Genomic DNA, 25,368 nt, shown 5'->3' on the forward strand with positions numbered 1-25,368 from the left:
ATGGGAGAATTAAAGAATGAGCAGCTCATGAGTCAAATCCTGCGCTTTGTCGCTCCAGGGACGAGATTCCGAGAGGGTTTGGAGAATGTATTGCGGGCTAAAACTGGAGCACTCATTGTAGTGGGCTACGGACAAAGCATCACCAACATTGTGGATGGAGGATTTTCCATCAACTGCGAATTGACGCCTGCCCATCTGTATGAACTAGCCAAAATGGACGGTGCGATTATTGTTAGCGAAGATGGCAAGAAAATTTTGTATGCGAATACTCAGTTGATTCCCGATTCATCCATCTCTTCGGGTGAGACCGGAATACGCCATCGGACAGCAGAACGGGTGGCCAAACAGACGGGGCATCTGGTTATTTCGATTTCCCAAAGAAGAAACGTCATCACGCTTTACCAAGGAAACTTTCGATACGCTTTGAAGGATATTGGAGTCATTCTTACGAAGGCTAATCAAGCGATGCAGACACTAGAGAAGTACAAGTCTGTCTTAGACCAATCCATGACCAATCTTGGAGCTTTAGAATTTGAAGAGCTAGTAACCCTCCAAGAAGTTGTGATGGTGATTCAACGGATTGAGATGGTTCTTAGGATTAAGTCGGAAATTCTAAAGTATATTAATGAATTAGGGACAGAGGGCCGACTTATCACCATGCAGCTCGAAGAGTTAGTGGGTAATATCGAAGAAGAGGCTAGGCTTCTCATCAAGGATTATACGAAACATCTCGAAAAGACGACCCCAGATCATATTTTAGGGGAGCTGAAGAAGCTTTCGTCGGAGGAATTACTGGACTCACAACATATTGTCCGCTTAATGGGCTATGCAACGAATATCAATATACAAGAAGAACCGGTCTCACCTAGAGGTTATCGAATCCTTACGAAGATTCCTCGCCTGCCGGCTGTCATCGTGCAGAATTTAATTGAGAAGTTCATGAACCTTCCGGAGGTCATGATGGCTACGATTGAAGAGCTAGATGAAGTAGATGGCATTGGAGAGGTAAGGGCTAGGGCCATTCGGGAAGGGTTGAAGCGGATTCAGGAACAGGTATTCATTGACAGACATATTTAAAAAAATGAAACCCTATTAACCTGAGTTTCGTATTACAATAGTAAGGGAGAAAGACTGGAGGCAAAAAAGATGATTAAAGCCATACCTAATATGTTAACCGTAGGGAACTTGTTCCTTGGCATTGTGGCCATTATGCTGGCGTTTCAACCTGATTATAAGTATGTAGATTATGCAGCCATTATGGTCATTATCGGCATGCTGTTGGACGGGTTGGATGGGCGAATGGCTCGTTTGCTTAATGCACAGAGCGAATTCGGAAAAGAACTCGACTCCTTGTCCGATGTGATAACGTTTGGAGTGGCACCTGCTTTCATTATGTATGTAGCGGCCTTTCAAGAGATGGGCATGATGGCGATGTTTATTGTAGCCGTGTTTCCGATTTGCGGAGCCCTTCGTTTAGCTCGTTTTAACGTTCAGACAGGAGGCAATACTGGTTATTTTGTAGGATTGCCTATTACGGCAGCAGGAGGCGTTTTAGCGACACTAGCCCTGTATCACAATTTATTTTCACCGGTATATCTATCTTTAGCCATGTTGCTCTTATCTTACTTGATGATTAGTAAGATCAAATATCCTAACTTCAAGAAGGTAGGAATTCCGAAGTCCACTTACTGGGTTGCCCCTATTTTAATTGTAGTTGTTGCCGTACTTGGTTTTATGTATCCGACTCAGTTTCCGAAGATTGTATCGATTCCTCTATTTCTATATGCTCTCTATGGGGTGAAAAAGGGGTTAGATCACTTCAGGAAAAAGTGGAAGAAAACAAAAGTAGATGACGATGACAAAGTCTATCATGATTCGTCCCTTTAGGCTAATTGACAGGATTATCCAGAGCGTAGTATTCTGATTAGACAATGTTTGGTCATGAAGAAACTGATATGAATATTTGAATATTTCCTGAAAGCTTTGATTTTTATTTGTAGAATTGGTCAATAATGTAGAAAGGAGGTGAAGGTATGGTTAGAAGGTTTGTTCAATTATTTCTCACGTTGATGGGAGGCGGGCTTGGATTTCGGTTTGGCTCTGATTTATTTGAACTTCTAGATCCGTTCTTGAATGTGGGCGGAGTTGTCGGGCCTTATATTGGCGCGGTAGTAGGAGCTCTCTTGTTCTTCCTTCTTTCTACTTGGTTGGCGGATTATATTGTTCAGTCTATTCGATGGGGAGAAGAGGCCTTACTGAAATTGCCGATTACCGATGTATTATTCGGTGCAATGGGTCTTATTATTGGTCTTATCGTCGCTTTTTTATTTTTTATTCCACTCAGTTATATTCCGCTTCCTATCATCGGAGATTTTATACCGTTGATAATTTCCTGTTTGCTTGGTTATATGGGATTCCAAGTAGGGTTTCGTAAGCGAGATGAATTGATGAATGTATTCTCCATCGGAAGGTTTTCACGCAATAAGAAAGAGGAACCAGCCAAACAGAAGAATGATGATTTAAAAATCTTGGATACGAGTGTCATCATTGACGGAAGAATTGCAGACATCTGTAAAACGGGCTTTATAGAAGGGACATTGGTTATTCCTCAGTTCGTACTTGAAGAGCTTCAACACATCGCTGATTCATCTGATGTCTTGAAGAGAAATAGAGGAAGAAGAGGGCTGGATATTCTCAATCGTATCCAAAAGGAGCTTAAGGTTAACGTTTTAATTGATGAACGTGACTTTGACGATATCCATGAGGTAGACAGTAAGCTAGTCAGACTTGCAAAAGTAACCCAAGGAAAAGTCGTAACGAATGATTTTAATCTTAATAAAGTATGTGAATTGCAAGGTGTACTAGTTTTAAATATTAATGATCTGGCGAACGCGGTCAAGCCTGTCGTTCTTCCAGGAGAAGAGATGAATGTTCAGTTAATTAAGGACGGTAAGGAGCATGGCCAAGGCGTAGCTTATCTTGATGATGGGACGATGATCGTTGTGGAAGGCGGTCGTGACTACATCGGTATGCATATTGATGTATTGGTCACCAGTGTACTTCAAACTTCTGCTGGACGTATGATCTTTGCCAAGCCTAAAATGTTGGAGAAGGCACTATAATAGATTTATTACGTGGAGTTGAAGGAGCGCTATGGTAAGTTGTGGGGTCGTTATAGCAGCGGCAGGCCAAGGAAAAAGAATGGGTGCAGCAGATAAAAAGCAATTTATTCAATTAAACGGAAAACCGGTCTTATATCATACTGTCCATTTATTTGCCCACATGCCTGAGCTGAAAGAAATTGTTGTAGTGACCAATGCAGAGGACATTAGTCGTACTGAGGAACTCCTGAAGGACTTTCCCCATATTCAAGTCGTAGCTGGCGGGGCAGAGAGGCAGCATAGCGTATATCTAGGACTACAAGCGTTACGGCATGTAGAGTATGCTATGATTCACGATGCGGCTAGGCCTTTTGCTACGATAGAGATGGTTCGCAGAGTATTAGAAAAGACGATAGAGATGGGAGCGGCCATTCCAGCTGTTCCTGTTAAAGATACGATAAAGATCGTGGATGAGAATAGGGAGGTTGTCAATACTCCCTCTCGCCAAAGCTTGTGGGCCGTGCAAACCCCACAAGCTTTTCGTCTTTTCGATATTCTTCAGGCCCACAGGGAAGCGATGGATAAGGGGTTTCTAGGGACGGATGATGCCATGTTGTTTGAATGGTTAGGTCGAAGGGTGTCTGTAGTGGAAGGGGAATATACGAATATAAAGCTCACAACCCCTGAAGATCTCAAGGTAGCAGAAACGATTATGGAAAAGAGAAGGCGATGAACATGTTTCGAATTGGACAAGGATTTGATGTACACCAGTTTGCTGAAAATCGGGATTTAATCATTGGGGGAATTACGATTCCTTACGAGTTAGGGTTGCTCGGGCATTCCGATGCTGATGTCTTATTGCATGCGATTAGTGATGCAGTTCTAGGTGCATTGGGTGAAGGGGATATAGGAAAACACTTCCCGGATACGGATCAAGCTTATAAGGATGCGGATAGCAAGGTGCTCTTGCAACAAGTGGTAGCCATCATGAAGAAAAAGGGATATAAAGTAATAAACATGGATTGTACCATCATCGCACAGAAGCCGAAGATGGCCCCATACATTCCTGAGATGAATCAGTTGATTGCAAGTCTACTTGAAGTCGAGACAGACCAAGTGAACGTGAAAGCAACGACAACGGAAAAGTTAGGTTTTACCGGTCGTGGAGAAGGCATTGCAGCTCAGGCTGCTGTTCTCTTATCGAAGTAAAAAGAAGAGGCAGAAGAAGGAACTTATGCTATAATGTCAACTTAGAAGTAGAGGTACGAAAATAGGAGGGTTTGAAAGATATGAGCAAGGAAGTTCGCGTTCGCTTTGCCCCGAGTCCTACAGGGCATTTACATATTGGTGGAGCAAGATCAGCTCTCTTTAATTACCTTTTTGCCCGCAATCAAGGCGGCAAGTTTATTATTCGTATAGAAGACACCGACCAACAGCGGAACGTGGAAAGCGCGGAAGCTAAGTTGATGGCTAGTATGCGCTGGCTCGGAGTAGAATGGGATGAAAGCGTGGATGTAGGTGGTCCGTTTGCCCCTTATCGTTCTATGGATCGCTTAGATATTTATACAAAGTATCTTGAACAGTTTGTTGCAGAAGGAAAGGCATATCCTTGCTACTGTACTCCTGAGGAATTAGAGCAAGAACGTGAAGAAATGAAAGCCCAAGGGTTAATGCCGATGTACTCAGGGAAGTGCCGCAACCTGACAGCCCAGCAAAAGGAACAATACGAAAAAGAAGGACGCAAGCCATCCACGCGTTTTCGTGTACTAGAAAATAAGGAATATGTGGTGAAGGACCATATCCGCGGGGAAGTCACGTTCGAATCCAATGGAATTGGAGACTTCGTCGTTGCTCGTCCAGATGGGATCCCGACATATAACTTTGCGGTAACAATAGATGATTATCTTATGGAAATTACCCATGTTATCCGCGGTGAAGAGCACTTATCGAATACGCCAAGACAGCTCATGGTTTATGAAGCTATAGGGGTAGAGCCTCCGGATTTTGCCCACGTAGCGTTGATTTTAAACCAAGATAGACAAAAGATGAGTAAAAGAGATGAGTCTGTTGTCCAATTTGTTGAGCAATACTTAGAGTTAGGGTATCTACCTGAAGCCTTAATGAATTTCCTCGTCTTGTTAGGCTGGTCGCCTGAAGGGGAAGAGGAAATCTTTACGAAGGAGCAGTTAATTGAGAAATTCTCCCTTACTCGTGTTTCTAAGTCTCCATCTGTGTTTGACCCAGAGAAGCTGAAGTGGATGAATAATCATTACATCAAGCAGCAACCTATTGAGAGAGTACTTGACATCTGTCTTCCTCACTTGAAAGCGGCTGGGTTAGTAGCTGAACAGCCAACAGAAGAGCAGTTGGAGTGGACAAGTCAATTAGTGGCCCTTTATCAGGAGCAGTTATCCTATGGGGCGGAGATTGTTGAATTGACTTCTAATTTCTTCAAAAATGAGATAGAATACGGAGAAGAAGCACAGGCTGTGCTTGCTGAAGAACAAGTTCCCCAAGTGATGAAGGCTTTCTATGAAGAAGTGAAGAGCCTAGAAACTTTTACAGCGGAAGATGTAAAGCAAGCGTTGAAGACTGTACAGAAGGCTACGGGACAAAAGGGGAAAGCTCTCTTTATGCCGGTCCGCGTAGCTGTAACAGGAGAGCTTCACGGACGTGACTTGAACCAGACGCTATCCTTATTAGGAAAAGAAAAAGTAACCCAAAGAATATTAGCTTACGTACAATAGTAAAATAAAAAGACGTAGAACAGGAAGAGTACTAAGATTTCGGCTGCTACAGAGAGAGCTGCCCTCAGCTGAAAGCAGCTTGCATCCGAATCTTTGGAAGTGCGCCTGGGAGTCGTTCGCTGAACCCTCGTGTGAGGAAGTAGGTGGAACCGGAATCACCCACCGTTAACGAAGGGTAACAAGCGAGATTTTCTCTATGGGAGAATCTAAGCAGAGTGGAACCGCGGATTACACCGTCTCTGAAAGCAATGTATTGCTTTTGGGGCGGTGTTTTTTGTATTTAATACCCTAACGTAAGGGAGTGTCAGCTAGTGTTTAATAGGTTGAAGGAAGATATAGATACCGTCTTTCAACAAGATCCTGCGGCCAGGAGTTCTTTAGAGGTGGTATTAACATATTCTGGACTTCATGCGATTTGGTTTCATCGTATGAGTCATTCTTTGTGGAAGAAGAAGTGGTATACGCTCGCTCGTGCGATCTCTCAATTGGCTCGGTTCTTTACAGGAATTGAAATTCATCCTGGAGCGGTTATCGGCAGACGATTATTTATTGACCATGGTATGGGTGTGGTTATTGGAGAAACTTGTGAAATAGGTGATAATGTCACGATCTATCAAGGGGTAACGTTGGGTGGAACAGGAAAAGAAAAAGGGAAACGTCATCCGACCATTGGCAATAACGTTATTATTGCCTCCGGGGCAAAAGTGCTTGGATCGATGAGAATTGGAGATTTCTCTAAAATTGGAGCAGGATCCGTCGTCTTGCAGGAAGTGCCTCCTCATTCCACTGTTGTTGGTATTCCTGGGAGAATCGTGGTGCAAAATGGGGTTCGCATAACTGATGACTTGGATCAAGTAAATTTGCCGGATCCTGTCGCCGATATGCTTCGGTCCATGCAGCGCGAAATTGATGAATTAAAGAAGGAACTGGATCAAGTGAAGGGAGGCCTGAAATCAGGTGAGCATTCAACTATATAATTCATTAACAAAAAGGAAAGAAAACTTTGAGCCGATGGAGCCGGGAAAGGTCAAGATGTATGTGTGCGGCCCAACCGTGTATAACTTTATTCATATCGGTAATGCAAGGCCGCCGATTGTCTTTGATGTGGTAAGAAACTATTTAACTTATCGTGGCTATGAAGTAACTTATATCCAAAATTTCACTGATGTTGATGATAAGCTAATCCGTAAAGCAGAAGAAACTGGGCAAACGGTCCTAGAGGTAGCAGAACAATTTATTGCAGCCTATAAGGATGATGTGACAGCTCTAGGGGTAAAGGAAGCGAAGGTTCACCCACGGGTTTCTGATCATATCGAAGAGATTGTTGACTTCGTTAAACAATTGATTGATAAAGGATTTGCTTATGAATCCAGTGGCGATGTTTACTTCCGTACTGACAAGTTCGATGAGTATGGGAAGCTCTCTCATCAAAATATTGAGGAGCTTCAGTCAGGCGCAAGAATCGCTGTGAATGAGCAAAAGGAAAACCCACTTGATTTCGTTTTATGGAAGAGTGCGAAGCCAGGCGAAATCTCTTGGCCAAGTCCATGGGGCGAAGGGCGTCCAGGCTGGCATATCGAGTGCTCGGCGATGTCGATGAAGTATCTTGGTGAGAGCTTTGACATTCATGGCGGAGGGCATGATTTAATTTTTCCTCATCACGAAAACGAAATTGCTCAAACCGAGGCACTCACGGGCAAAAGCATGGCGAAATATTGGATGCATAACGGGTATATTAATATAGACAATGAAAAGATGTCTAAATCTCTAGGGAACTTCATTCTAGTTAAGGAGTTGCGCGAGCAAGTGCCACCGCATATTCTTCGATTCTTTATGCTGAGTGCGCACTACCGTAATCCGATCAACTTCAGCCAAGAATTACTCGAACAGGCACAGAATGCGTGGGATCGGATTATTACTGCCGTTACAAACCTAGAGCACAGAAAACAGGCAGCGACAGCTGACACGCATCAAGAACAGGAAAAGCAAGATCAATATCGATTGAAGTTTCAGGAAGCGATGGATAATGACTTTAACACAGCGGATGCTTTAGCTATCGTATTCGAGTGGGTTCGTGAGTCGAATCAATATTTGCGAAACAATAAGGTGTCGATGGACGGTATTCAAGTGTACCTCAATTTGCTTAAAGAATTTGGAGATGTACTTGGTCTTCCTTTTATAGCAGAAGGGGCAGAATTGCTTGATGAGGAGATTGATTCACTGATTCACGAAAGAGTTCAAGCAAGGAAAGATCGGAATTTTAAACGAGCGGATGAAATCCGAGATCTCTTACAAGAGCAAGGAATCATCCTTGAAGATACGCCACAGGGTGTAAGGTGGAGAAGGAAGTAAATATGATTTTTCTCGACGAACCATTAAGTACCGAGCCCAAACTGCTGAATCCTCTTACTTTAGCTTATATGGGAGATGCCGTATTAGAGGTCTATGTTCGCCAACATCTTATTGCGAAGAAGGGGGCTAAGCCCCACCTTCTTCACCGGATGGCGACGCAATATGTATCGGCTAAAGCCCAATCAAGAGCACTGCATATCCTGCAAGAAGAATTGACAGAAGAAGAGAGTTGGATGGTGAAGCGTGGACGTAATACCAAGTCGGGCACGATCCCTAAAAATGCGGATCCTATAGAATATCGGAATAGTTCCGGCTTCGAATGTATGCTTGGTTATCTATATTTAACGGGACAGAAGCAGAGATTGGATAGCCTTATAAAAAGAATGTTTACTATAATTGAAACGGGTGAAAAGGCATGAGTGAAGAATATATTGTAGGTAGAAATCCAGTTTTAGAAGTTCTACGCTCCGGCCGATCTGTCAATAAGATCTGGGTTGCTGAGGGTTCGATGAAGGGACCAATGAGTCAAGTGGTCGGGATGGCGAAAGAAGCGAAAATTCAGGTGCAGCTTGTTCCCAAAAAGAAGTTAGATCAAGTAGCTGAAGGAGAAGCTCATCAAGGGGTTGTCGCTTTCGTCGCGGCTTATGATTACGTAGAAGTGGAAGATATCTTGAAGCGCGCGGAAGAAAAAGGAGAATCGCCACTTATTCTAATCCTAGATGAAATCGAAGATCCTCATAATTTAGGTTCTATCATGCGGACGGCGGATGCAATTGGAGCACACGGCGTGATTATTCCAAAACGAAGAGCGGTCGGCTTAACCTCTACTGTTGCGAAAGCAGCAGCGGGCGCCATGGAATATGTTCCGGTTGCAAGAGTCACAAATTTGGTGAGGATAATGGAAGACTTAAAGGAAAAAGGAGTTTGGATGGTTGGAACGGACGCAACAGGAGAACAAGATTTCAGACAAGGTAGATATGATATGCCAATCGGGCTTGTTATTGGGAGCGAAGGCAAGGGGATGAGCCGCCTTGTAAAAGATACTTGTGATTTTACTGTGCGACTTCCGATGGTGGGACATGTTACATCCCTTAATGCCTCGGTGGCAGCAGCCTTGCTCATGTTTGAAGTGCATAGACAACGAAACCCAATTGGCAATAAAACGACTTGATGGGAATAGTGAGGAATGGAAGAGCTACTTGTTGTAGATGGCTACAATATGATCGGTGCCTGGCCTAAGCTTGCCGCCATGAAGAAAAACGAGTTAGGCAGAGCGAGGGACGAACTGCTAACGATGCTTTCTGAATTCCAGGCTTATTCAGGTTATAAAATCGTAGTGGTTTTCGATGCTCACCAGGTACCGGGTATGGGGAAAAGGATTAAAGAGTACAAGGTCGATATCTTTTACACGAAAGAGAATGAGACCGCGGATGAATTAATTGAGCGCCTAGTTAAAAAGGAAATTTCCAGAAAAAGAAGAATCACTGTAGCGACCTCAGATTATACCGAGCAGAGAATGTCATTTGGCTATGGAGCATTACGAAAATCCGCAAGGGAATTACTGGAAGATATTGAGAAGTCGAAGAAATCCATTCGTCAAAAGGTCGATAAAATAAAGTACGAGCCCCTACGTTCAGGCATTCCGCTAAAAGGAGATATAGCAGAACTCTTCGAAAAATGGAGGAGGCAATAATGTTTAACAGAGGAGCCGATTGTTGACGTTCCAAGGTTACATAATGTATAATGATTTCATCTATTCCTCTCCCGTTTGACATGCTTGATAAGATGTGCTTATCATGTATCTCAAGTGGGAGGGGCATGTCGGGAGCCCGGAGGGATGAAAACGTGAATGTCGACCTTAAAGACGTAGATATACCCGCTGAATATGATTACATATCTGATGAAGATCTGGTTGACATGGTCAGAGAGGGTGACTCGGATGCGTTGGAATACCTCATTCATAAATATAAGAATTTTGTCCGGGCGAAGGCCAGATCCTATTTCTTAATCGGGGCTGATCGAGAGGATATTGTTCAAGAAGGAATGATTGGACTTTACAAGGCGATACGTGATTATCGCGGGGACAAGTTGACATCTTTTAAGGCGTTTGCTGAGTTGTGTATCACAAGGCAGATTATCACCGCAATTAAAACTGCGACTAGACAAAAACACATCCCACTCAACTCTTACGTTTCCCTAGATAAACCGATCTATGATGAAGATTCCGACAGAACGCTATTGGACGTGATTTGCGGTACACGAGTTACAGACCCTGAAGAATTGATTATCAATCAAGAAAAGTTTGATGATATCGAAGATAAGATGGCACAGATTCTCAGTGACTTAGAAAGACAAGTGCTAGCGCTTTATTTAGATGGCCGCTCCTACCAAGAGATTGCGGTTGACTTAGATCGGCATGTGAAGTCGATTGACAATGCGTTGCAGAGAGTGAAGCGTAAACTTGAAAAATATTTAGAAATCAGGGAAATATCTATACTAAAATGATAAACCTCACTAAACGATTAGTCCTTTAGGGCTTTGGTTTAGGTGAGGTTTTTGCTTTGTATGATGTGCGGTGTGGGCCTATTTGTAATAGTTGTAGGAATGTGACTTCGTAACTATTGTCCGTGAGTTTGGTTGTCTGTTTCGTGATTTTCGTTTGGTTGTTGGAGCTGAGAGACGGAAAGTGATCGGGTTATTTGTAATTATTATTGATTTGTGAGAAAGCAGCTAGAATTCGTGATCAAAACAGGTCCGATAATTGCAATGATTACCGGTTCGTGGTTTTCGGTGTCCAGATCGTGAGAAAAGTGGATGAATACGTGAGAATAACGAAAATGTCGTGAGTTTGAGCTGGAGAGAAGTATTAGAACGGATTGAAATTGAAATATCCAGACCATTTTTCGACTAGGATTAGGAGTGAAGAGAAAAAGTTGACCCACAAAGTCAGGTTAAAACGGGTAAATATCCAGAGAATAGAAGTAGTTATATAGAAAATTGTATTAACAATGCAAAGACAGGCCTAAAATTAAAGAAAATCTAAAAAAGATTACATCAATCAAAAAATCCTATCTCCAATCTCTCCAAAGTTTTCTTTAACAAAATGTTGATTATTCGTCCAAAAACAGTTAATAATGGATGTTAATGATCTGAACTTCCTAAATCGTAATGGAAAACGTTGTGTCAAGATTCAATTGTCATTCTTCTTGACATCGATATTCCGAGTGTGCTAAAGTTTTTAGGGTAGCTGTGCAAGTAGCTGGTTTTACCTGTTAGGATATAGTAGTTTATATGTTTTTAGAGAACGTCTAACACCCTTAACGGGTAAGATTTAAAAATGTGGGAGGTGTAACAACATGCGAGTTATCGTAACTTTAGCGTGCACCGAGTGTAAGCAACGTAACTACACCACAGGCAAAAATAAGCGTAAGCATCCTGACCGCATTGAGATGAAGAAGTTCTGCAAATTTTGCAATGGGCACACTGCTCATCGTGAAACACGCTAACTATAGGCTCGATGTATTGGGGGTGTAGCCGTGGGGTTCTTAGCTAGACTAGGTGCTGGATTTAAGAGTGTGCCTTCTTTTTTTCGTGATGTTGTAGCAGAACTGAAGAAAGTAAGGTGGCCCAATCGCAAGGAGTTAACGACGTATACGTCTGTTGTTCTTGTGACAGTCACACTGATTGCCGTATTCTTTGCGGTTATCGATTTAGGGATTTCACAGATCATTGAATTGATTTTAGGTCAATAAATCGATAGGGGGGAAAGGACGTTACAGTCCTACTGAATGGAAAAGTCTTGGTATGTTGTTCATACCTATTCTGGGTATGAAAACAAGGTAAAAACCAATCTAGAAAAGCGTGTCGAATCCATGGATATGAAGGATAAGATCTTTCGAGTACTCATCCCGACTGAAGACGAAGTTGAGATGAAAGACGGTAAGAAGAAAACCGTTACGAAGAAGGTGTTTCCTGGGTATGTCATCGTCGAGATGATCATGACGGATGATTCTTGGTACGTTGTGCGTAATACGCCTGGTGTAACAGGATTCGTTGGATCGGCAGGTTCTGGATCTAAGCCCACTCCCCTTAAGCCGGGCGAGGTCGATTCGATATTAAAGCAAATGGGCGTTGAGGAAGTTAAGCCTAAGATCGACTTCAACTTAAAAGAAACGGTAAAAGTGAAAGAAGGGCCATTCACCGACTTTGTCGGCACTATAGAAGAGATTCAAACGGACAAGCGTAAGATCAAGGTTCATGTGAACATGTTCGGACGCGAGACGCCGGTTGAACTGGATTACACTCAAGTGGAAAAAATATAAAGTCCGTAAAGGCTTGAAATATACTGCGCGATGTGGTATTTTCAATTTTGTTTCATAAACTCGTTGTGATATAATTTATTGCGACGAAGTGTGTTTTAAGTGGGAGGGCTCGTCCCGTTCACCACATTTCGGATTAAGGAGGTGTGTCACATGGCTAAAAAGGTTATTAAAATGGTTAAATTACAAATTCCTGCAGGTAAAGCGAATCCAGCTCCTCCAGTAGGTCCTGCGCTTGGTCAAGCAGGGGTTAATATCATGGGATTCTGTAAAGAATTCAATGCTCGTACCCAAGAACAAGCAGGTTTGATCATTCCTGTTGAAATAACTGTATTTGAAGACCGTTCTTTTACCTTCATCACTAAGACCCCTCCAGCTGCTGTTCTTTTGAAGAAAGCTGCTGGTATCGAGTCTGGTTCTGGTGTTCCTAATCGTACGAAGGTTGCTACGATTAAGCGCGACAAGGTTCGTGAAATCGCAGAAACCAAGATGCCTGACCTTAACGCTGCTAGCGTAGAAGCTGCTATGCGTATGGTTGAGGGTACGGCTCGAAGCATGGGAATCGTGATCGAAGACTAGTTTCAAGTTGTGAAAGACGTCGGCGAGGATTACGGACGAGTTCTGTTTCTGCCGACGTTTTCTTTAGGCTGCTATTAGCAGCCGGTGGGAGGTAAAACCGCAGAACCGCTACTACCACATAATTTAAGGAGGAAACAAAAGTGGCTAAACAAGGAAAGAAGTTTCAAGAAGCTGTAAAGCTTGTTGACCGTGCGAAGCAATATGATGTTGCTGAAGCAATTGAATTAGTAAAGAAGGCTGCATCTGCTAAGTTCGACGAAACTGTTGAAGTAGCAGTAAAGCTTGGTGTTGACGTAAGAAAGGCTGATCAACAACTTCGTGGAGCTGTTGTATTACCACACGGTACAGGAAAGACTCAACGAGTTCTTGTCTTCGCTAAAGGTGAAAAAGCTAAAGAAGCAGAAGCTGCTGGCGCTGATTTTGTAGGGGATGAAGATCTAATCAACAAGATCCAACAAGGTTGGTTCGAGTTTGATGTAGTTGTTGCTACTCCTGACATGATGGGTCAAGTAGGTAAGCTTGGGCGTGTTCTAGGACCTAAAGGCTTAATGCCAAACCCTAAGACAGGTACTGTAACTTTTGATCTTGACAGAGCTGTTAAAGAAATTAAGGCTGGTAAAATCGAATACCGTACAGATAAGGCTGGTAATATCCACGCTCCTATCGGTAAGGTTTCTTTCGACAACGAAAAGTTGGCTGATAACTTAGCAACTGTTATCGACACTCTTCAAAAGGCGAAGCCAGCTGCTGCAAAAGGAACTTACATGAAGAATATCACTGTAAGCTCCACAATGGGACCTGGTGTAAAAGTGAACTTGGGAACAATTGGTGCAGCGAAGTAGTTGACTTCCTAACGCACTGTTGATATTATATATCTTGTGCCTCAGAGCACATCATAAAAATGAACATTTGATTACCGTAGACAGAAGGTGCTCGTAAGAGCTTAATTTCCTTCCGAGGTGCATAATAGATAGATTATCTATGCCCTCCGCTTGTCTTGTGGAGGGTATTTCTCTTATCTTGCACCAGAAAATCTAATAGGAGGTGTAACATGGCAGTAGTACGTGAAGAGAAAGTTCAATCGGTACAAGAGATTGCAACGAAACTTCGTGAATCTAAGAGTGCTGTATTGAGTGACTACCGTGGCTTGACTGTTAAGCAAGCAACTGAACTTCGTAAACTTTGTCGTGAAGCTGGAGTTGAGTTCAAGGTTTATAAGAACAAGTTGGCTCAACGTGCAACAGCAGAAGTAGGGGTTTCTGGTTTAGATCAATATCTAACTGGACCTACTGCGATCGCGTTTGCTCAAGATGAAGTTACAGCTGCAAAAGTACTTGCTGATTTCGCAAAGAAGAACGATAAGCTTGAAATTAAAGGCGGTATCGTTGACGGAGCGGTAATGTCTGATGAACAAATCAAGGCATTGGCAGCTCTACCTTCCCGCGAAGGCTTACTTTCTATGTTGCTTAGCGTTCTTCAAGCGCCAATGCGTAACTTTGCTCTTGCTGTTAAGGCAGTTGGAGAAAAGAAAGAACAAGAAGCTTAATTCACTAGCGTTCGAACCAATATAACTATTAAAAATTTAGGAGGATTCACACATGTCTAAAGAGCAAATCTTAGAAGCAATTAAAGGTATGTCTGTTCTTGAACTTAACGATCTAGTAAAAGCAATCGAAGAAGAATTCGGAGTAACTGCTGCTGCTCCAGTTGCAATGGTAGGCGGAGCTGCTGCTGCTGAAGTTGCTGAACAAACTGAGTTCACTGTAGTACTTGCTAACGCAGGTGCTGGTAAGATCAACGTAATCAAGGTTGTTCGTGAGTTGACTGGACTTGGACTTAAAGAAGCTAAGGCTATGGTTGACGGAGCTCCTGCTACTGTTAAAGAAGGCGTTTCTAAGGACGATGCAGAAGCTATCAAAGCTAAGCTTGAAGAAGCTGGCGCAACTGTAGAAGTTAAGTAGTTTCTACTTTTATCATCTAAGACCCACTGTTATATGCAGTGGGTCTTGCTTTTTGTACTCTTTTTCTACTCTTCGTATATTTTTCCCTTCGTTCGTACAAACAAGAGATAGGTAGACTTGGTTAATGGAAAGAGGTGAGCACCATGAGTGAACATTACTATTCTAATAGGCCTTCAGTAGAACATCAGGAAAAAGAGTTTGTTTTTGAACTGCGGGACCAATCTCTTAAATTCATCACTGATGCAGGTGTATTCTCAAGAGACCGTATTGATTATGGAAGTGTTCTATTAATTGAGGAAATGCAAATTCAACCTAAAGATGAAGTGTTAGATATGGGTTGTGGCTATGGCCCTATCGGATTGGTTGCCGCTAGGTTAGCGAGCAAAGGAAAGGTATGGATGGCGGATGTGAATGAGAGAGCTGTTACATTAGCGCAGAGGAACGCTGAGCGAAATGGCATACATAATGTTGAAATCATGACTAGCTTCTTATTTGAGAATCTTCCAGATCAGAAGTATGACGTGATTCTTACTAATCCACCCATTCGCGCTGGTAAGCAAACCGTACACCAAATCTTCGAAGAGGCCTACCCAAGACTTAAGGATACAGGTTCGTTATGGATTGTTATCCAGAAGAAGCAAGGTGGACCTTCAGCTATGAGCAAATTGCAGGAGATTTATCAGAAAGTAGAAAAGGTAGTCCAAGACAAGGGATACTGGATTATCAAAGCAACAAGGCTAGATCATTTGTAAAGTCTCATCTAAATAGAAGTTGACATCAATTTTTGTTTGTGTTATCGTTATAAAATGCTAAAAGAGGCAATTTTTTTATCGTTGTCAAGAGTTGACTTTTTTCGACTGTAGGTATTTATTATAACCCCGTTATAATGCATCTTACAGTACGCAGAGATCTTGTACAACTTCGAGTTAAGACTGGATATTCAGTTCTTATGCATTGTCTTTTAAGTTTTTTACAGTTTTATTGAATGGATGAGTTTTTTTATGGCAATAATAACATAATAGAACTGTCCATTTTTTATTTAGATGCTCTATTACATCATTGTGTAGCTGCATTAATTATTGGTTATATGTACCCTCGGTTATCTAGGATTACTGAAATTTTTCTTACTCACTCCGGCAATGTTAAGGAGGATGGATAAGGAGGGTTAGTAACTTGGCGCCAGTCAATTTTTCTGTCCCTGTCTTAAACTAGTAAGAGAGGTTGAAGGAAATTTGCACGACGCTACGATAAGGCTTGGCGTTAGCCAAGTTTTCTAGCGTTTTTGAGGGTTTTTAGCATTGATAATACTCGGGTTTGAGGGGTGAATGGATTTGGCAGGTCATCTGATTCAAAGCGGACGTTATCGTCAACGCAGGAGTTATGCCAGAATTGAAGAAGTAATGGAATTACCTAATCTAATTGAAATCCAGCAGAAGTCCTATCAATGGTTCTTGGATGAAGGGTTACGAGAGATGTTCCAGGACATTTCCCCAATCCAGGACTTTACTGGGAATCTAGTTTTGGAGTTCATAGACTATAGTTTAGGTGAGCCTAAATATTCTGTCGATGAAACCAAGGAACGGGATGTTACCTACGCAGCACCCCTTCGTGTTAAAGTACGCTTAATTAATAAGGAAACTGGTGAAGTAAAGGAACAAGAAGTTTTCATGGGAGATTTCCCTCTCATGACGGATACAGGTACCTTCGTTATTAATGGTGCGGAACGCGTCATCGTCAGTCAGCTTGTACGTTCCCCTAGTGTTTACTACAATACAAAAGTGGATAAAAACGGAAAACAAGCTTTTACGGCTACTGTCATCCCGAATCGTGGGGCTTGGCTGGAACTAGAGACTGATGCTAAGGACGTCATTTACGTTCGTATCGACCGTACAAGGAAGATCCCCGTTACGGTTCTTTTGCGTGCATTAGGTTTTGGGTCTGATGCAGAAATCCTGAATATCCTTGGTGAAGACGAGTATATCAAGAATACATTAGAAAAAGATAACACGGACTCTACAGAAAAAGCTCTTATTGAAATCTACGAGCGTCTTCGTCCAGGTGAACCACCTACAGTAGACAATGCAAAGAGTCTTTTGGTATCTCGATTCTTTGATCCTAAGCGTTATGATCTGGCGAATGTCGGTCGTTATAAGATCAACAAGAAATTACATATACGCAACCGAATCTATAACCAGAAGTTAGCTGAAACCCTTGTCGATAACAGCACAGGAGAAATCTTGGCTCAAGCAGGGCAAACCGTTGATCGTCGTCTTATGGAGAAGTTGGAGAAGTACTTAGCGGGTGGATTGAACATCACGAAAATGAAGCCTCGCGGCGGTGTAGTAGAAGAAGATATCGAAGTGCAAGGTATTAATATCTTCTCACCAACGGATGACGGGCAGATCATTAAGGTTATCTCTAACGGTATTATTGATAAAACAGTTAAACACATTACGCCGGCTGATATTATCGCGGCTATTAATTACTTTATTAACTTGCTTCACGGCATTGGAAACACGGATGACATCGACCACCTTGGGAATCGTAGACTGCGTTCCGTAGGTGAGCTATTACAGAACCAATTCCGTATCGGGTTGTCTCGTATGGAGCGTGTCGTTCGAGAGCGGATGTCTATTCAAGATGCCAATGCTATTACACCACAGGCTCTTATCAATATTCGCCCTGTTATTGCGGCGATTAAGGAGTTCTTTGGAAGCAGTCAGCTGTCTCAGTTTATGGACCAAACGAACCCACTGGCAGAACTTACGCATAAGCGTCGTTTGAGTGCCTTGGGGCCTGGTGGTTTGACGCGGGAACGCGCAGGTTTCGAAGTGCGTGACGTGCATCACTCTCACTATGGTCGTATGTGTCCGATTGAGACACCGGAAGGTCCAAACATTGGTTTGATCAACTCTCTTTCTAGTTATGCGAGGATTAATGAGTATGGATTCATTGAAACTCCGCGCAGAAGAGTCGATCCAGAAACCAGCTTAGTAACAGAAGAGATCGTCTACCTCACAGCCGATGAGGAAGATGTTTATAATGTTGCGCAAGCGAATGCTCCAATCAATGAAGAAGGCCGATTCTTAAACGAAACCGTCATTTGTCGCCGTAAGGGTGAAATCTTAACCATTCCGCGCGATAAGGTTGACTTTATGGACGTATCGCCTAAGCAGGTTGTATCCGTCGCTACAGCGATGATTCCTTTCTTAGAGAACGATGACGCCAACCGTGCCCTCATGGGAGCGAACATGCAACGTCAGGCCGTGCCTCTCTTAGTACCAGAAGCTCCGTTCATCGGAACGGGTATGGAGTATAAAGCAGCAAAAGACTCAGGAGTAGCAGCTGTTGCGAAGCACCCAGGAATCGTGGAAAGAGTAACAGCAAGAGAGATTTGGATTCGCAGAGTTCAATTCTTTGACCAAAACAACAATCCTGTTCCTACACCGAAGGATTGGGGTCTATCTGGACTTGAGTCTAGATTAAGACCAACGGCAACAAATGAACTTCCAGAAGGCGTGAAGATGGTTAAAGGAGACTTGGATAAGTATCGTTTACAGAAGTTTATCCGCTCCAATCAAGGAACATGTGTGAATCAACGCCCAACCATTCGGAAGAACGAATATGTGAAGGCTGGAGACATCATCGCAGATGGTCCTTCTACAGAAAAAGGAGAACTAGCATTAGGACGTAATGCTCTGGTTGCCTTTATGACTTGGGAAGGGTACAACTACGAGGATGCCATCCTTATGAGCGAGAAGCTTGTGAAAGAGGATGTTTACACCTCTATTCACATTGAAGAATATGAGTCAGAAGCGCGTGATACGAAATTAGGGCCAGAGGAAATTACTCGTGATATTCCAAACGTAGGGGAAGATGCCCTGAAGAATTTGGATGAGCGCGGTATTATTCGCGTAGGGGCCGAAATCGAAGACGGCGACATTCTAGTAGGTAAAGTAACACCTAAAGGGGTTACGGAGCTTACGGCGGAAGAAAGACTTCTTCATGCGATCTTCGGAGAGAAGGCGCGTGAAGTAAGAGATACATCTCTACGAGTTCCACACGGTGGATCTGGTATTATCGTAGACGTTAAAGTGTTTACTCGCGAGAACGGTGACGAACTCCCACCAGGTGTGAACCAGTTGGTAAGGGTTTATATCGCTCAGAAGCGTAAGATCTCCGTTGGAGATAAGATGGCCGGACGCCATGGTAACAAAGGGGTAATTGCAAGAATTCTACCTGAAGAAGATATGCCATTCTTACCTGACGGCACACCGGTACAAGTCGTATTGAACCCGCTTGGGGTACCGTCTCGTATGAACATCGGTCAGGTATTAGAGACTCACCTAGGTATGGCGGCAAGGGCATTAGGTATCCATATAGCTACTCCAGTATTCGATGGTGCGCGGGAAACTGACGTATTCGAAACACTAGAGGAAGCTGGTTTATCTAAGGATGGTAAAACCGTATTGTTCGATGGACGTACAGGGGAGCCATTTGATAACCGTGTAACTGTGGGTGTCATGTACATGATTAAGCTGGCTCACATGGTTGACGATAAGATCCATGCTCGTTCGACTGGACCATACTCTCTTGTTACGCAACAGCCATTGGGTGGTAAAGCTCAATTCGGTGGACAGCGTTTCGGGGAGATGGAGGTTTGGGCGCTGGAAGCTTACGGTGCGGCCTACACGCTTCAAGAAATCCTTACAGTCAAGTCCGATGACGTGGTTGGTCGTGTGAAAACTTACGAATCGATTGTTAAAGGTGAGAACGTACCAGAGCCAGGTGTTCCTGAATCGTTTAAGGTATTAATAAAAGAGCTGCAAAGTTTGGGTATGGATGTTAAGATCCTGGCCGAAGATGAGCAGGAAATCGAGATGCGCGAAGTCGATGAAGAAGATGATAATGCAGGTGACAAGTTAAACCTCAACCTTCAAGGTGTAGGCGCTGAAGATTAAGGGTTGAAAACCGGTCATGGGAGGTATGCCCCTTGTTAGATGTGAACAATTTTGAGTATATGAAAATCGGCTTAGCTTCACCTGAAAAAATCAGATCTTGGTCTTTCGGAGAGGTTAAGAAGCCTGAAACGATTAACTATAGAACGCTAAAGCCGGAGAAAGAAGGTCTATTCTGCGAAAAGATCTTCGGTCCTACGAAAGACTGGGAATGTCACTGCGGTAAGTACAAGCGCGTACGTTACAAGGGCGTAGTTTGTGACCGTTGTGGGGTTGAAGTCACGAGGGCAAAGGTTCGCCGCGAGCGGATGGCTCATATTGAGCTAGCCGCTCCGGTTTCACATATCTGGTATTTCAAAGGAATTCCTAGCCGGATGGGACTTGTATTAGATATGTCTCCACGTTCTCTAGAAGAAGTCATTTACTTTGCTTCTTATGTAGTAATTGATGCTGGGGATACACCACTTGACAGAAAACAGCTTCTTTCCGAAAAAGAATATCGTAACTATCGCGAGAAGTACGGTAATTCCTTTACCGCGGGTATGGGTGCTGAATCGATTAAGAGACTTCTTGCACAAATCGATTTGGACAAAGAAGTGGTTCAGTTAAAGGAAGAGTTGAACTCTGCTCAAGGTCAGCGCAGATCTAGAATCATCAAGCGATTGGAAGTTCTAGAGTCCTTCCGTGCTTCTGGCAATAAGCCAGAGTGGATGGTACTTGAAGTCCTTCCTGTTATTCCACCAGAGCTTCGTCCTATGGTACAGCTCGATGGAGGTAGGTTTGCTACTTCTGACTTGAACGATCTCTATCGTCGTGTCATTAACAGAAATAATCGGTTGAAGCGTCTTCTTGATCTGGGTGCGCCAGATATTATCGTTCAAAATGAAAAGCGTATGCTGCAAGAAGCAGTAGATGCTCTAATCGATAATGGACGTCGTGGTCGTCCAGTGACCGGCCCAGGAAATCGCCCATTGAAGTCCTTGAGTCATATGCTTAAAGGAAAGCAAGGTCGTTTCCGTCAAAACTTGCTTGGTAAGCGTGTTGACTATTCTGGTCGTTCGGTTATCGTTGTAGGGCCGAATCTAAGAATGTACCAATGCGGATTACCGAAGGAAATGGCTCTAGAGCTATTTAAGCCTTTTGTAATGAAAGAATTGGTGAGCAAGGGTCTTGCTCATAACATTAAGAGTGCAAAGCGTAAAGTAGAACGCGTTCACCCAGAGATTTGGGATGTTCTTGAGGAAGTCATTAAGGAGCATCCAGTTCTATTGAACCGTGCCCCTACTTTGCACAGACTAGGGATCCAGGCGTTCGAGCCGATCCTTGTTGAAGGTCGCGCGATTCGTCTTCACCCGCTGGTATGTACAGCTTATAATGCTGACTTCGACGGAGACCAAATGGCGGTTCACGTTCCGCTTTCTGCTGAAGCACAAGCAGAAGCTCGTCTTCTCATGTTGGCAGCTCATAATATCTTGAACCCTAAGGATGGTAAGCCAGTTGTAACTCCATCTCAGGATATGGTTCTAGGAAGTTATTATCTAACCATTGAGAGAGTAGGATCTAAAGGGGAAGGTCAAGTATTCCATTCTCCTAATGCAGCAATCCATGCTTACCAAAACGGATTAATTTCCTTACATGCTCGCGTAGCCGTTCCAGCGAAAACATTAGGAAAGACCTCCTTTACTCCACAACAGGAGCAGGCTTTAATTGTTACAACAACAGGGAAAATCATCTTTAACGAAATCTTCCCTCCTGATATGCCATTTATCAATGAACCGACGAAAGGCAACCTACAAGTAGGTACACCTGATCGTTACTTTGTTTTCGATAAGGGAGCAAGTGTCAAAGAATTCATTGATACTCAATTAGCAAAAGAACAGGAAGCTGTTAAGAAAGGTTTCCTTGGAACGATTATCGGAGAAGTATTCCGTCGTTTCGGAACAACGCAAACGACAGTCATGCTAGACCGAGTAAAGGATCTTGGTTTTACCTACTCTACTAAGGCTGGTTTAACAGTAGCGGTAGCGGACATCAAGACACCTGAAGAGAAGAAGAGAATTATTGCTGCCGCAGAAGAAAGAGTTCAAACGATCATGCATCAATATCGCCGAGGTTTGATTACGGAAGACGAGCGATATGATCGCGTTATTAGCGTATGGAGTAAAGCGAAGGACGAAGTAACAGAAGTTCTCATGTCCTCATTGGATAAGTTTAACTCTATTTATATGATGGCGAACTCTGGAGCGCGTGGTAACGTATCTCAGATCACACAGCTAGCTGGAATGCGTGGATTGATGGCAAACCCATCTGGACGTATCATCGAGTTACCGATCAAGTCGAACTTCCGTGAAGGTCTAACGGTATTAGAGTACTTTATCTCTACCCACGGTGCACGGAAAGGTTTGGCCGATACGGCCCTACGTACAGCGGATTCCGGTTACTTGACTCGTCGTTTGGTTGACGTTGCGCAAGACGTTATTGTGCGTGAGATTGATTGCGGAACTGACAAAGGCTTAAAGGTATCGCCAATCGTTGATGGAAAGAACAAGATCGAAGATCTTTATGACCGCATTAATGGTCGAATCTCGTTCGCTACAGTACGTCACCCTGAAACAGGCGAGATTATTATCAAGAAAAATGAACTCATTACGGAAGAGATCGCTGACATCTTAGCTAACCAAATAGATGTGGAATCCGTGCATATTCGTACGGTATTGACTTGCCGGACTCAGCATGGGGTATGTAAGCGATGCTATGGACGTAACTTGGCTACAGGTCAAGACGTAGAAATCGGAGAAGCAGTAGGTATCATTGCAGCTCAGTCTATCGGGGAACCAGGTACTCAGTTAACGATGCGTACGTTCCATACCGGAGGGGTTGCAGGAGACGATATCACGCAAGGTTTGCCGCGCATTCAGGAATTATTCGAGGCGCGTAATCCGAAGGGTCAAGCGACGATCACGGAATTTGATGGTGAAGTGATTGATGTACGTGACACGAAGGATCGTCGTGAAATCGAAGTGAAGGGACATGCGGAATCCAAGGTGTACCAGATTCCATTTGGTTCTCGTCTAAAGGTAACTCCAGGTGTTAAACTTCAAGCAGGGGATGAACTAACCGAGGGTTCTATTGATCCGAAGGAAATGTTGCGAATCAAGGGTCTTCGTGGTGTGCAGTATTATATCCTTCAAGAGGTTCAGAAGGTTTACCGTATGCAAGGGGTAGAAATCAACGATAAGCACGTTGAGGTTATGATTCGTCAGATGCTTAGAAAGATCCGTATCATTGATAGTGGTACGACCGATCTTCTGCCAGGATCCTACGTGGATATTCACGAGTATGAGGATGCAAACCGCAAGGTCTTCCGTGACGGCGGAGAGCCGGCTGTTGCTCGTCCTGTATTGCTTGGTATTACGAAGGCATCTCTTGAGACAGAATCATTCCTTTCTGCTGCATCCTTCCAAGAAACTACTCGTGTCTTAACGGATGCTGCCATTAAAGGTAAAGTTGACCGCTTGCTTGGATTGAAAGAAAATGTTATTATCGGTAAGTTGATTCCTGCAGGTACAGGGATGTCAAGATACCGTAACACACGATTGATGAATGATCAGGAGCAAGGAGAAGAGACATTAGCCGATAACCCTGATGCAAAAGAAATTGTAACAGTGGAATAAATAGTGTTGACTTCTTTTTCTCAAGATGATATTATCTCTTAGTGTGCCAAGTAACCCTGTTCTTTGGAGGATGTTCGATGTCTTATGAAAAAGTTAAACAGGCTACTCAACTGACCATTGGCATGAAGCAAACGTTAAAAGCCGTTGAGCAAGGAATGGTGAAAGAAGTCTTTGTCGCCAAGGATGCGGATCCGAAAGTAACAGGTAAGATTGCTCTGCTCTGTAAGGAGAAGAACATACCAGTTGAAATAGTTGATTCGATGAAACAGCTTGGTAAAGCATGTGGAATCGAAGTGGGAGCCGCTACGGCAGCGATTTTGATACATGAGTAAGTACCTTTCAGTTTTTGATACACGATTCTTACAGTGCCCTTAAGCAGGGTACTGTAAGATGTGTTCAAAAGCTTTTACTTTGCTCATATATGATTCACCTGGGTCTGTGGACTTAAAAATCAGTTTTAAAATTTTTTGAAGGAGGTGCGACAAATGCCAACAATCAATCAGCTAGTACGCAAAGGTCGCGAAAGAAAAGAGGTAAAATCCAAAGCTCCTGCTCTTTTGAAGAGCTACAACAGCATGAAGAAGGAGCACAATGATTTGGCTTCTCCGCAAAAGCGTGGAGTCTGCACTCGTGTAGGTACCATGACTCCTAAGAAGCCTAACTCCGCTCTTCGTAAATATGCTCGTGTGCGCTTAACTAACGGAATCGAAGTTACTGCTTACATTCCTGGTATCGGACATAACCTTCAAGAGCACAGCGTTGTTCTTGTTCGTGGAGGCCGTGTTAAGGATCTTCCAGGGGTACGTTATAAGATCATCCGTGGTGCATTGGATACAGCTGGCGTTGCAAACCGTCAACAAGCTCGTTCTCGTTACGGCGCGAAGCGTCCTAAAGCTGCTAAGAAGTAAGAAAAGCAAACCAAACAATAATACAAGCTATTTAATAGCTAATACTGGATAAAGGAGGGAAATAGCATGCCACGTAAAGGACCAGTAACCCGCAGGGACGTATTGCCTGATCCGATTTACAATAGCAAGCTAGTTACTCGTCTTGTTAACCGTATGATGGTTGACGGAAAGAAAGGAACATCTCAAGGAATCCTCTATGGTGCATTTGATGTGATTAAAGAGCGTACCGGACGCGATCCTCTAGAAGTGTTCGAAGAAGCAATGAAGAACATCATGCCTGTACTTGAAGTACGCGCTCGCCGTGTTGGTGGAGCTAACTACCAAGTTCCTGTTGAGGTAAGACCTGAGAGACGTACTGCTCTTGGACTTCGTTGGTTAGTTCAAAACTCCCGTAACCGTGGAGAGAAGACTATGCAAGAGCGTCTAGCTGCTGAACTTCTTGATGCAGCTAACAACACTGGTGCATCTGTTAAGAAGCGTGAAGACACTCACAAGATGGCTGAAGCGAACAAAGCGTTTGCTCACTATCGTTGGTAAGATTACTGCTAAGCTATGGCTTGCAGTAGATGATACCCGACTAATGGGTGTAGGATTATTGCCCAGCTATGGCTGGCAATAGATGATACCGAACTGATGGGTGTAGGAACTATTCCAACTCATCTTTACAAAAACAACATATACCCTTCGATGAGTAGATCTGGATAAGATCTACCATTTGGGTGTAAAATCGTAATGGGAAAGCCGTCAGGCTTTTTCGTTACATAACTCT

Annotated in this window: 25 protein-coding genes and 2 other annotated features; all 25 genes read left to right on the top strand. The window is 43.4% G+C overall.

What is annotated here, in order from left to right; genetic code table 11:
* Positions 1–1,077: a DNA integrity scanning diadenylate cyclase DisA gene (disA, locus tag EIZ39_RS09750; protein ID WP_129199755.1), complete on the top strand. Its 1,077-nt coding sequence runs from the start codon at positions 1–3 to the stop codon at positions 1,075–1,077.
* A gap of 69 nt (positions 1,078–1,146) precedes the next feature.
* The gene (pssA, locus tag EIZ39_RS09755) at positions 1,147–1,887 is read left to right on the top strand and encodes a CDP-diacylglycerol--serine O-phosphatidyltransferase (RefSeq protein WP_129199756.1); all 741 of its coding nucleotides are present in this window, start codon (positions 1,147–1,149) and stop codon (positions 1,885–1,887) included.
* A 146-nt stretch (positions 1,888–2,033) separates the two neighbouring features.
* Positions 2,034–3,122, top strand: coding sequence for a PIN/TRAM domain-containing protein (locus EIZ39_RS09760; RefSeq protein WP_129199757.1), 1,089 nt, complete (start codon positions 2,034–2,036; stop codon positions 3,120–3,122).
* Positions 3,123–3,153: 31 nt separating this feature from the next.
* On the top strand, positions 3,154–3,834 hold the full coding sequence (gene ispD / locus EIZ39_RS09765; RefSeq protein ID WP_129199758.1) for a 2-C-methyl-D-erythritol 4-phosphate cytidylyltransferase: 681 nt from the start codon (positions 3,154–3,156) through the stop codon (positions 3,832–3,834).
* A 2-nt stretch (positions 3,835–3,836) separates the two neighbouring features.
* Positions 3,837–4,310 carry a 2-C-methyl-D-erythritol 2,4-cyclodiphosphate synthase gene (gene ispF, locus EIZ39_RS09770; protein WP_129199843.1) on the top strand — a complete coding sequence of 158 codons (474 nt, stop codon included), beginning with the start codon at positions 3,837–3,839 and terminating at the stop codon, positions 4,308–4,310.
* 80 nt (positions 4,311–4,390) lie between these two features.
* Complete coding sequence (gltX, locus tag EIZ39_RS09775) at positions 4,391–5,848, top strand: glutamate--tRNA ligase (RefSeq protein WP_129199759.1); 1,458 nt, start codon at positions 4,391–4,393, stop codon at positions 5,846–5,848.
* A 6-nt stretch (positions 5,849–5,854) separates the two neighbouring features.
* Positions 5,855–6,092: a binding site (T-box leader), on the top strand.
* 67 nt (positions 6,093–6,159) lie between these two features.
* Positions 6,160–6,825 (top strand): serine O-acetyltransferase, encoded by a 666-nt coding sequence (gene cysE / locus EIZ39_RS09780; protein WP_129199760.1) that lies wholly within the window; start codon positions 6,160–6,162, stop codon positions 6,823–6,825.
* The gene (gene cysS, locus EIZ39_RS09785; RefSeq protein WP_129199761.1) at positions 6,806–8,200 is read left to right on the top strand and encodes a cysteine--tRNA ligase; all 1,395 of its coding nucleotides are present in this window, start codon (positions 6,806–6,808) and stop codon (positions 8,198–8,200) included. Before cysE ends, cysS begins: the two co-directional genes overlap by 20 nt.
* A 2-nt stretch (positions 8,201–8,202) precedes the next feature.
* On the top strand, positions 8,203–8,619 hold the full coding sequence (locus tag EIZ39_RS09790; protein ID WP_129199762.1) for a Mini-ribonuclease 3: 417 nt from the start codon (positions 8,203–8,205) through the stop codon (positions 8,617–8,619).
* Positions 8,616–9,371 carry a 23S rRNA (guanosine(2251)-2'-O)-methyltransferase RlmB gene (gene rlmB, locus EIZ39_RS09795; protein ID WP_129199763.1) on the top strand — a complete coding sequence of 252 codons (756 nt, stop codon included), beginning with the start codon at positions 8,616–8,618 and terminating at the stop codon, positions 9,369–9,371. Before EIZ39_RS09790 ends, rlmB begins: the two co-directional genes overlap by 4 nt.
* 15 nt (positions 9,372–9,386) lie before the next feature.
* Positions 9,387–9,893 (top strand): NYN domain-containing protein, encoded by a 507-nt coding sequence (locus EIZ39_RS09800; RefSeq protein WP_129199764.1) that lies wholly within the window; start codon positions 9,387–9,389, stop codon positions 9,891–9,893.
* Positions 9,894–10,045: 152 nt separating this feature from the next.
* Positions 10,046–10,705 carry an RNA polymerase sporulation sigma factor SigH gene (gene sigH, locus EIZ39_RS09805; RefSeq protein WP_129199765.1) on the top strand — a complete coding sequence of 220 codons (660 nt, stop codon included), beginning with the start codon at positions 10,046–10,048 and terminating at the stop codon, positions 10,703–10,705.
* Between the two features lie 851 nt (positions 10,706–11,556).
* Positions 11,557–11,706 (top strand): 50S ribosomal protein L33, encoded by a 150-nt coding sequence (rpmG, locus tag EIZ39_RS09810; protein WP_129199766.1) that lies wholly within the window; start codon positions 11,557–11,559, stop codon positions 11,704–11,706.
* 30 nt (positions 11,707–11,736) lie between these two features.
* The gene (secE, locus tag EIZ39_RS09815; protein ID WP_129199767.1) at positions 11,737–11,952 is read left to right on the top strand and encodes a preprotein translocase subunit SecE; all 216 of its coding nucleotides are present in this window, start codon (positions 11,737–11,739) and stop codon (positions 11,950–11,952) included.
* A gap of 36 nt (positions 11,953–11,988) precedes the next feature.
* Positions 11,989–12,522, top strand: a complete 534-nt coding sequence (gene nusG, locus EIZ39_RS09820) for a transcription termination/antitermination protein NusG (protein WP_129199768.1) — start codon at positions 11,989–11,991, stop codon at positions 12,520–12,522.
* A 150-nt stretch (positions 12,523–12,672) separates the two neighbouring features.
* Entirely contained in the window at positions 12,673–13,098 is a 426-nt protein-coding gene (gene rplK, locus EIZ39_RS09825) for a 50S ribosomal protein L11 (protein ID WP_129199769.1), read from the top strand.
* A gap of 140 nt (positions 13,099–13,238) precedes the next feature.
* Entirely contained in the window at positions 13,239–13,940 is a 702-nt protein-coding gene (rplA, locus tag EIZ39_RS09830) for a 50S ribosomal protein L1 (protein WP_129199770.1), read from the top strand.
* Between the two features lie 56 nt (positions 13,941–13,996).
* Positions 13,997–14,122 (top strand) — a sequence feature (ribosomal protein L10 leader region).
* Between the two features lie 27 nt (positions 14,123–14,149).
* On the top strand, positions 14,150–14,644 hold the full coding sequence (gene rplJ, locus EIZ39_RS09835; RefSeq protein WP_129199771.1) for a 50S ribosomal protein L10: 495 nt from the start codon (positions 14,150–14,152) through the stop codon (positions 14,642–14,644).
* 52 nt (positions 14,645–14,696) lie between these two features.
* Positions 14,697–15,059: a 50S ribosomal protein L7/L12 gene (gene rplL, locus EIZ39_RS09840; protein ID WP_129199772.1), complete on the top strand. Its 363-nt coding sequence runs from the start codon at positions 14,697–14,699 to the stop codon at positions 15,057–15,059.
* Between the two features lie 143 nt (positions 15,060–15,202).
* A complete protein-coding gene (locus EIZ39_RS09845) occupies positions 15,203–15,811 on the top strand; it encodes a class I SAM-dependent methyltransferase (RefSeq protein WP_129199773.1) in 609 nt (202 codons plus the stop codon).
* A 579-nt stretch (positions 15,812–16,390) separates the two neighbouring features.
* Positions 16,391–20,020, top strand: a complete 3,630-nt coding sequence (rpoB, locus tag EIZ39_RS09850) for a DNA-directed RNA polymerase subunit beta (protein WP_129199774.1) — start codon at positions 16,391–16,393, stop codon at positions 20,018–20,020.
* Between the two features lie 32 nt (positions 20,021–20,052).
* The gene (gene rpoC, locus EIZ39_RS09855) at positions 20,053–23,691 is read left to right on the top strand and encodes a DNA-directed RNA polymerase subunit beta' (RefSeq protein ID WP_129199775.1); all 3,639 of its coding nucleotides are present in this window, start codon (positions 20,053–20,055) and stop codon (positions 23,689–23,691) included.
* Between the two features lie 77 nt (positions 23,692–23,768).
* Positions 23,769–24,023, top strand: a complete 255-nt coding sequence (locus tag EIZ39_RS09860) for a 50S ribosomal protein L7ae-like protein (RefSeq protein WP_129199776.1) — start codon at positions 23,769–23,771, stop codon at positions 24,021–24,023.
* 153 nt (positions 24,024–24,176) lie between these two features.
* Positions 24,177–24,599: a 30S ribosomal protein S12 gene (gene rpsL, locus EIZ39_RS09865; RefSeq protein WP_129199777.1), complete on the top strand. Its 423-nt coding sequence runs from the start codon at positions 24,177–24,179 to the stop codon at positions 24,597–24,599.
* 66 nt (positions 24,600–24,665) lie between these two features.
* Entirely contained in the window at positions 24,666–25,136 is a 471-nt protein-coding gene (gene rpsG / locus EIZ39_RS09870) for a 30S ribosomal protein S7 (RefSeq protein WP_129199778.1), read from the top strand.
* Positions 25,137–25,368: the final 232 nt, after the last annotated feature.

Source organism: Ammoniphilus sp. CFH 90114, assembly GCF_004123195.1.
GTDB lineage: Bacteria > Bacillota > Bacilli > Aneurinibacillales > RAOX-1 > YIM-78166.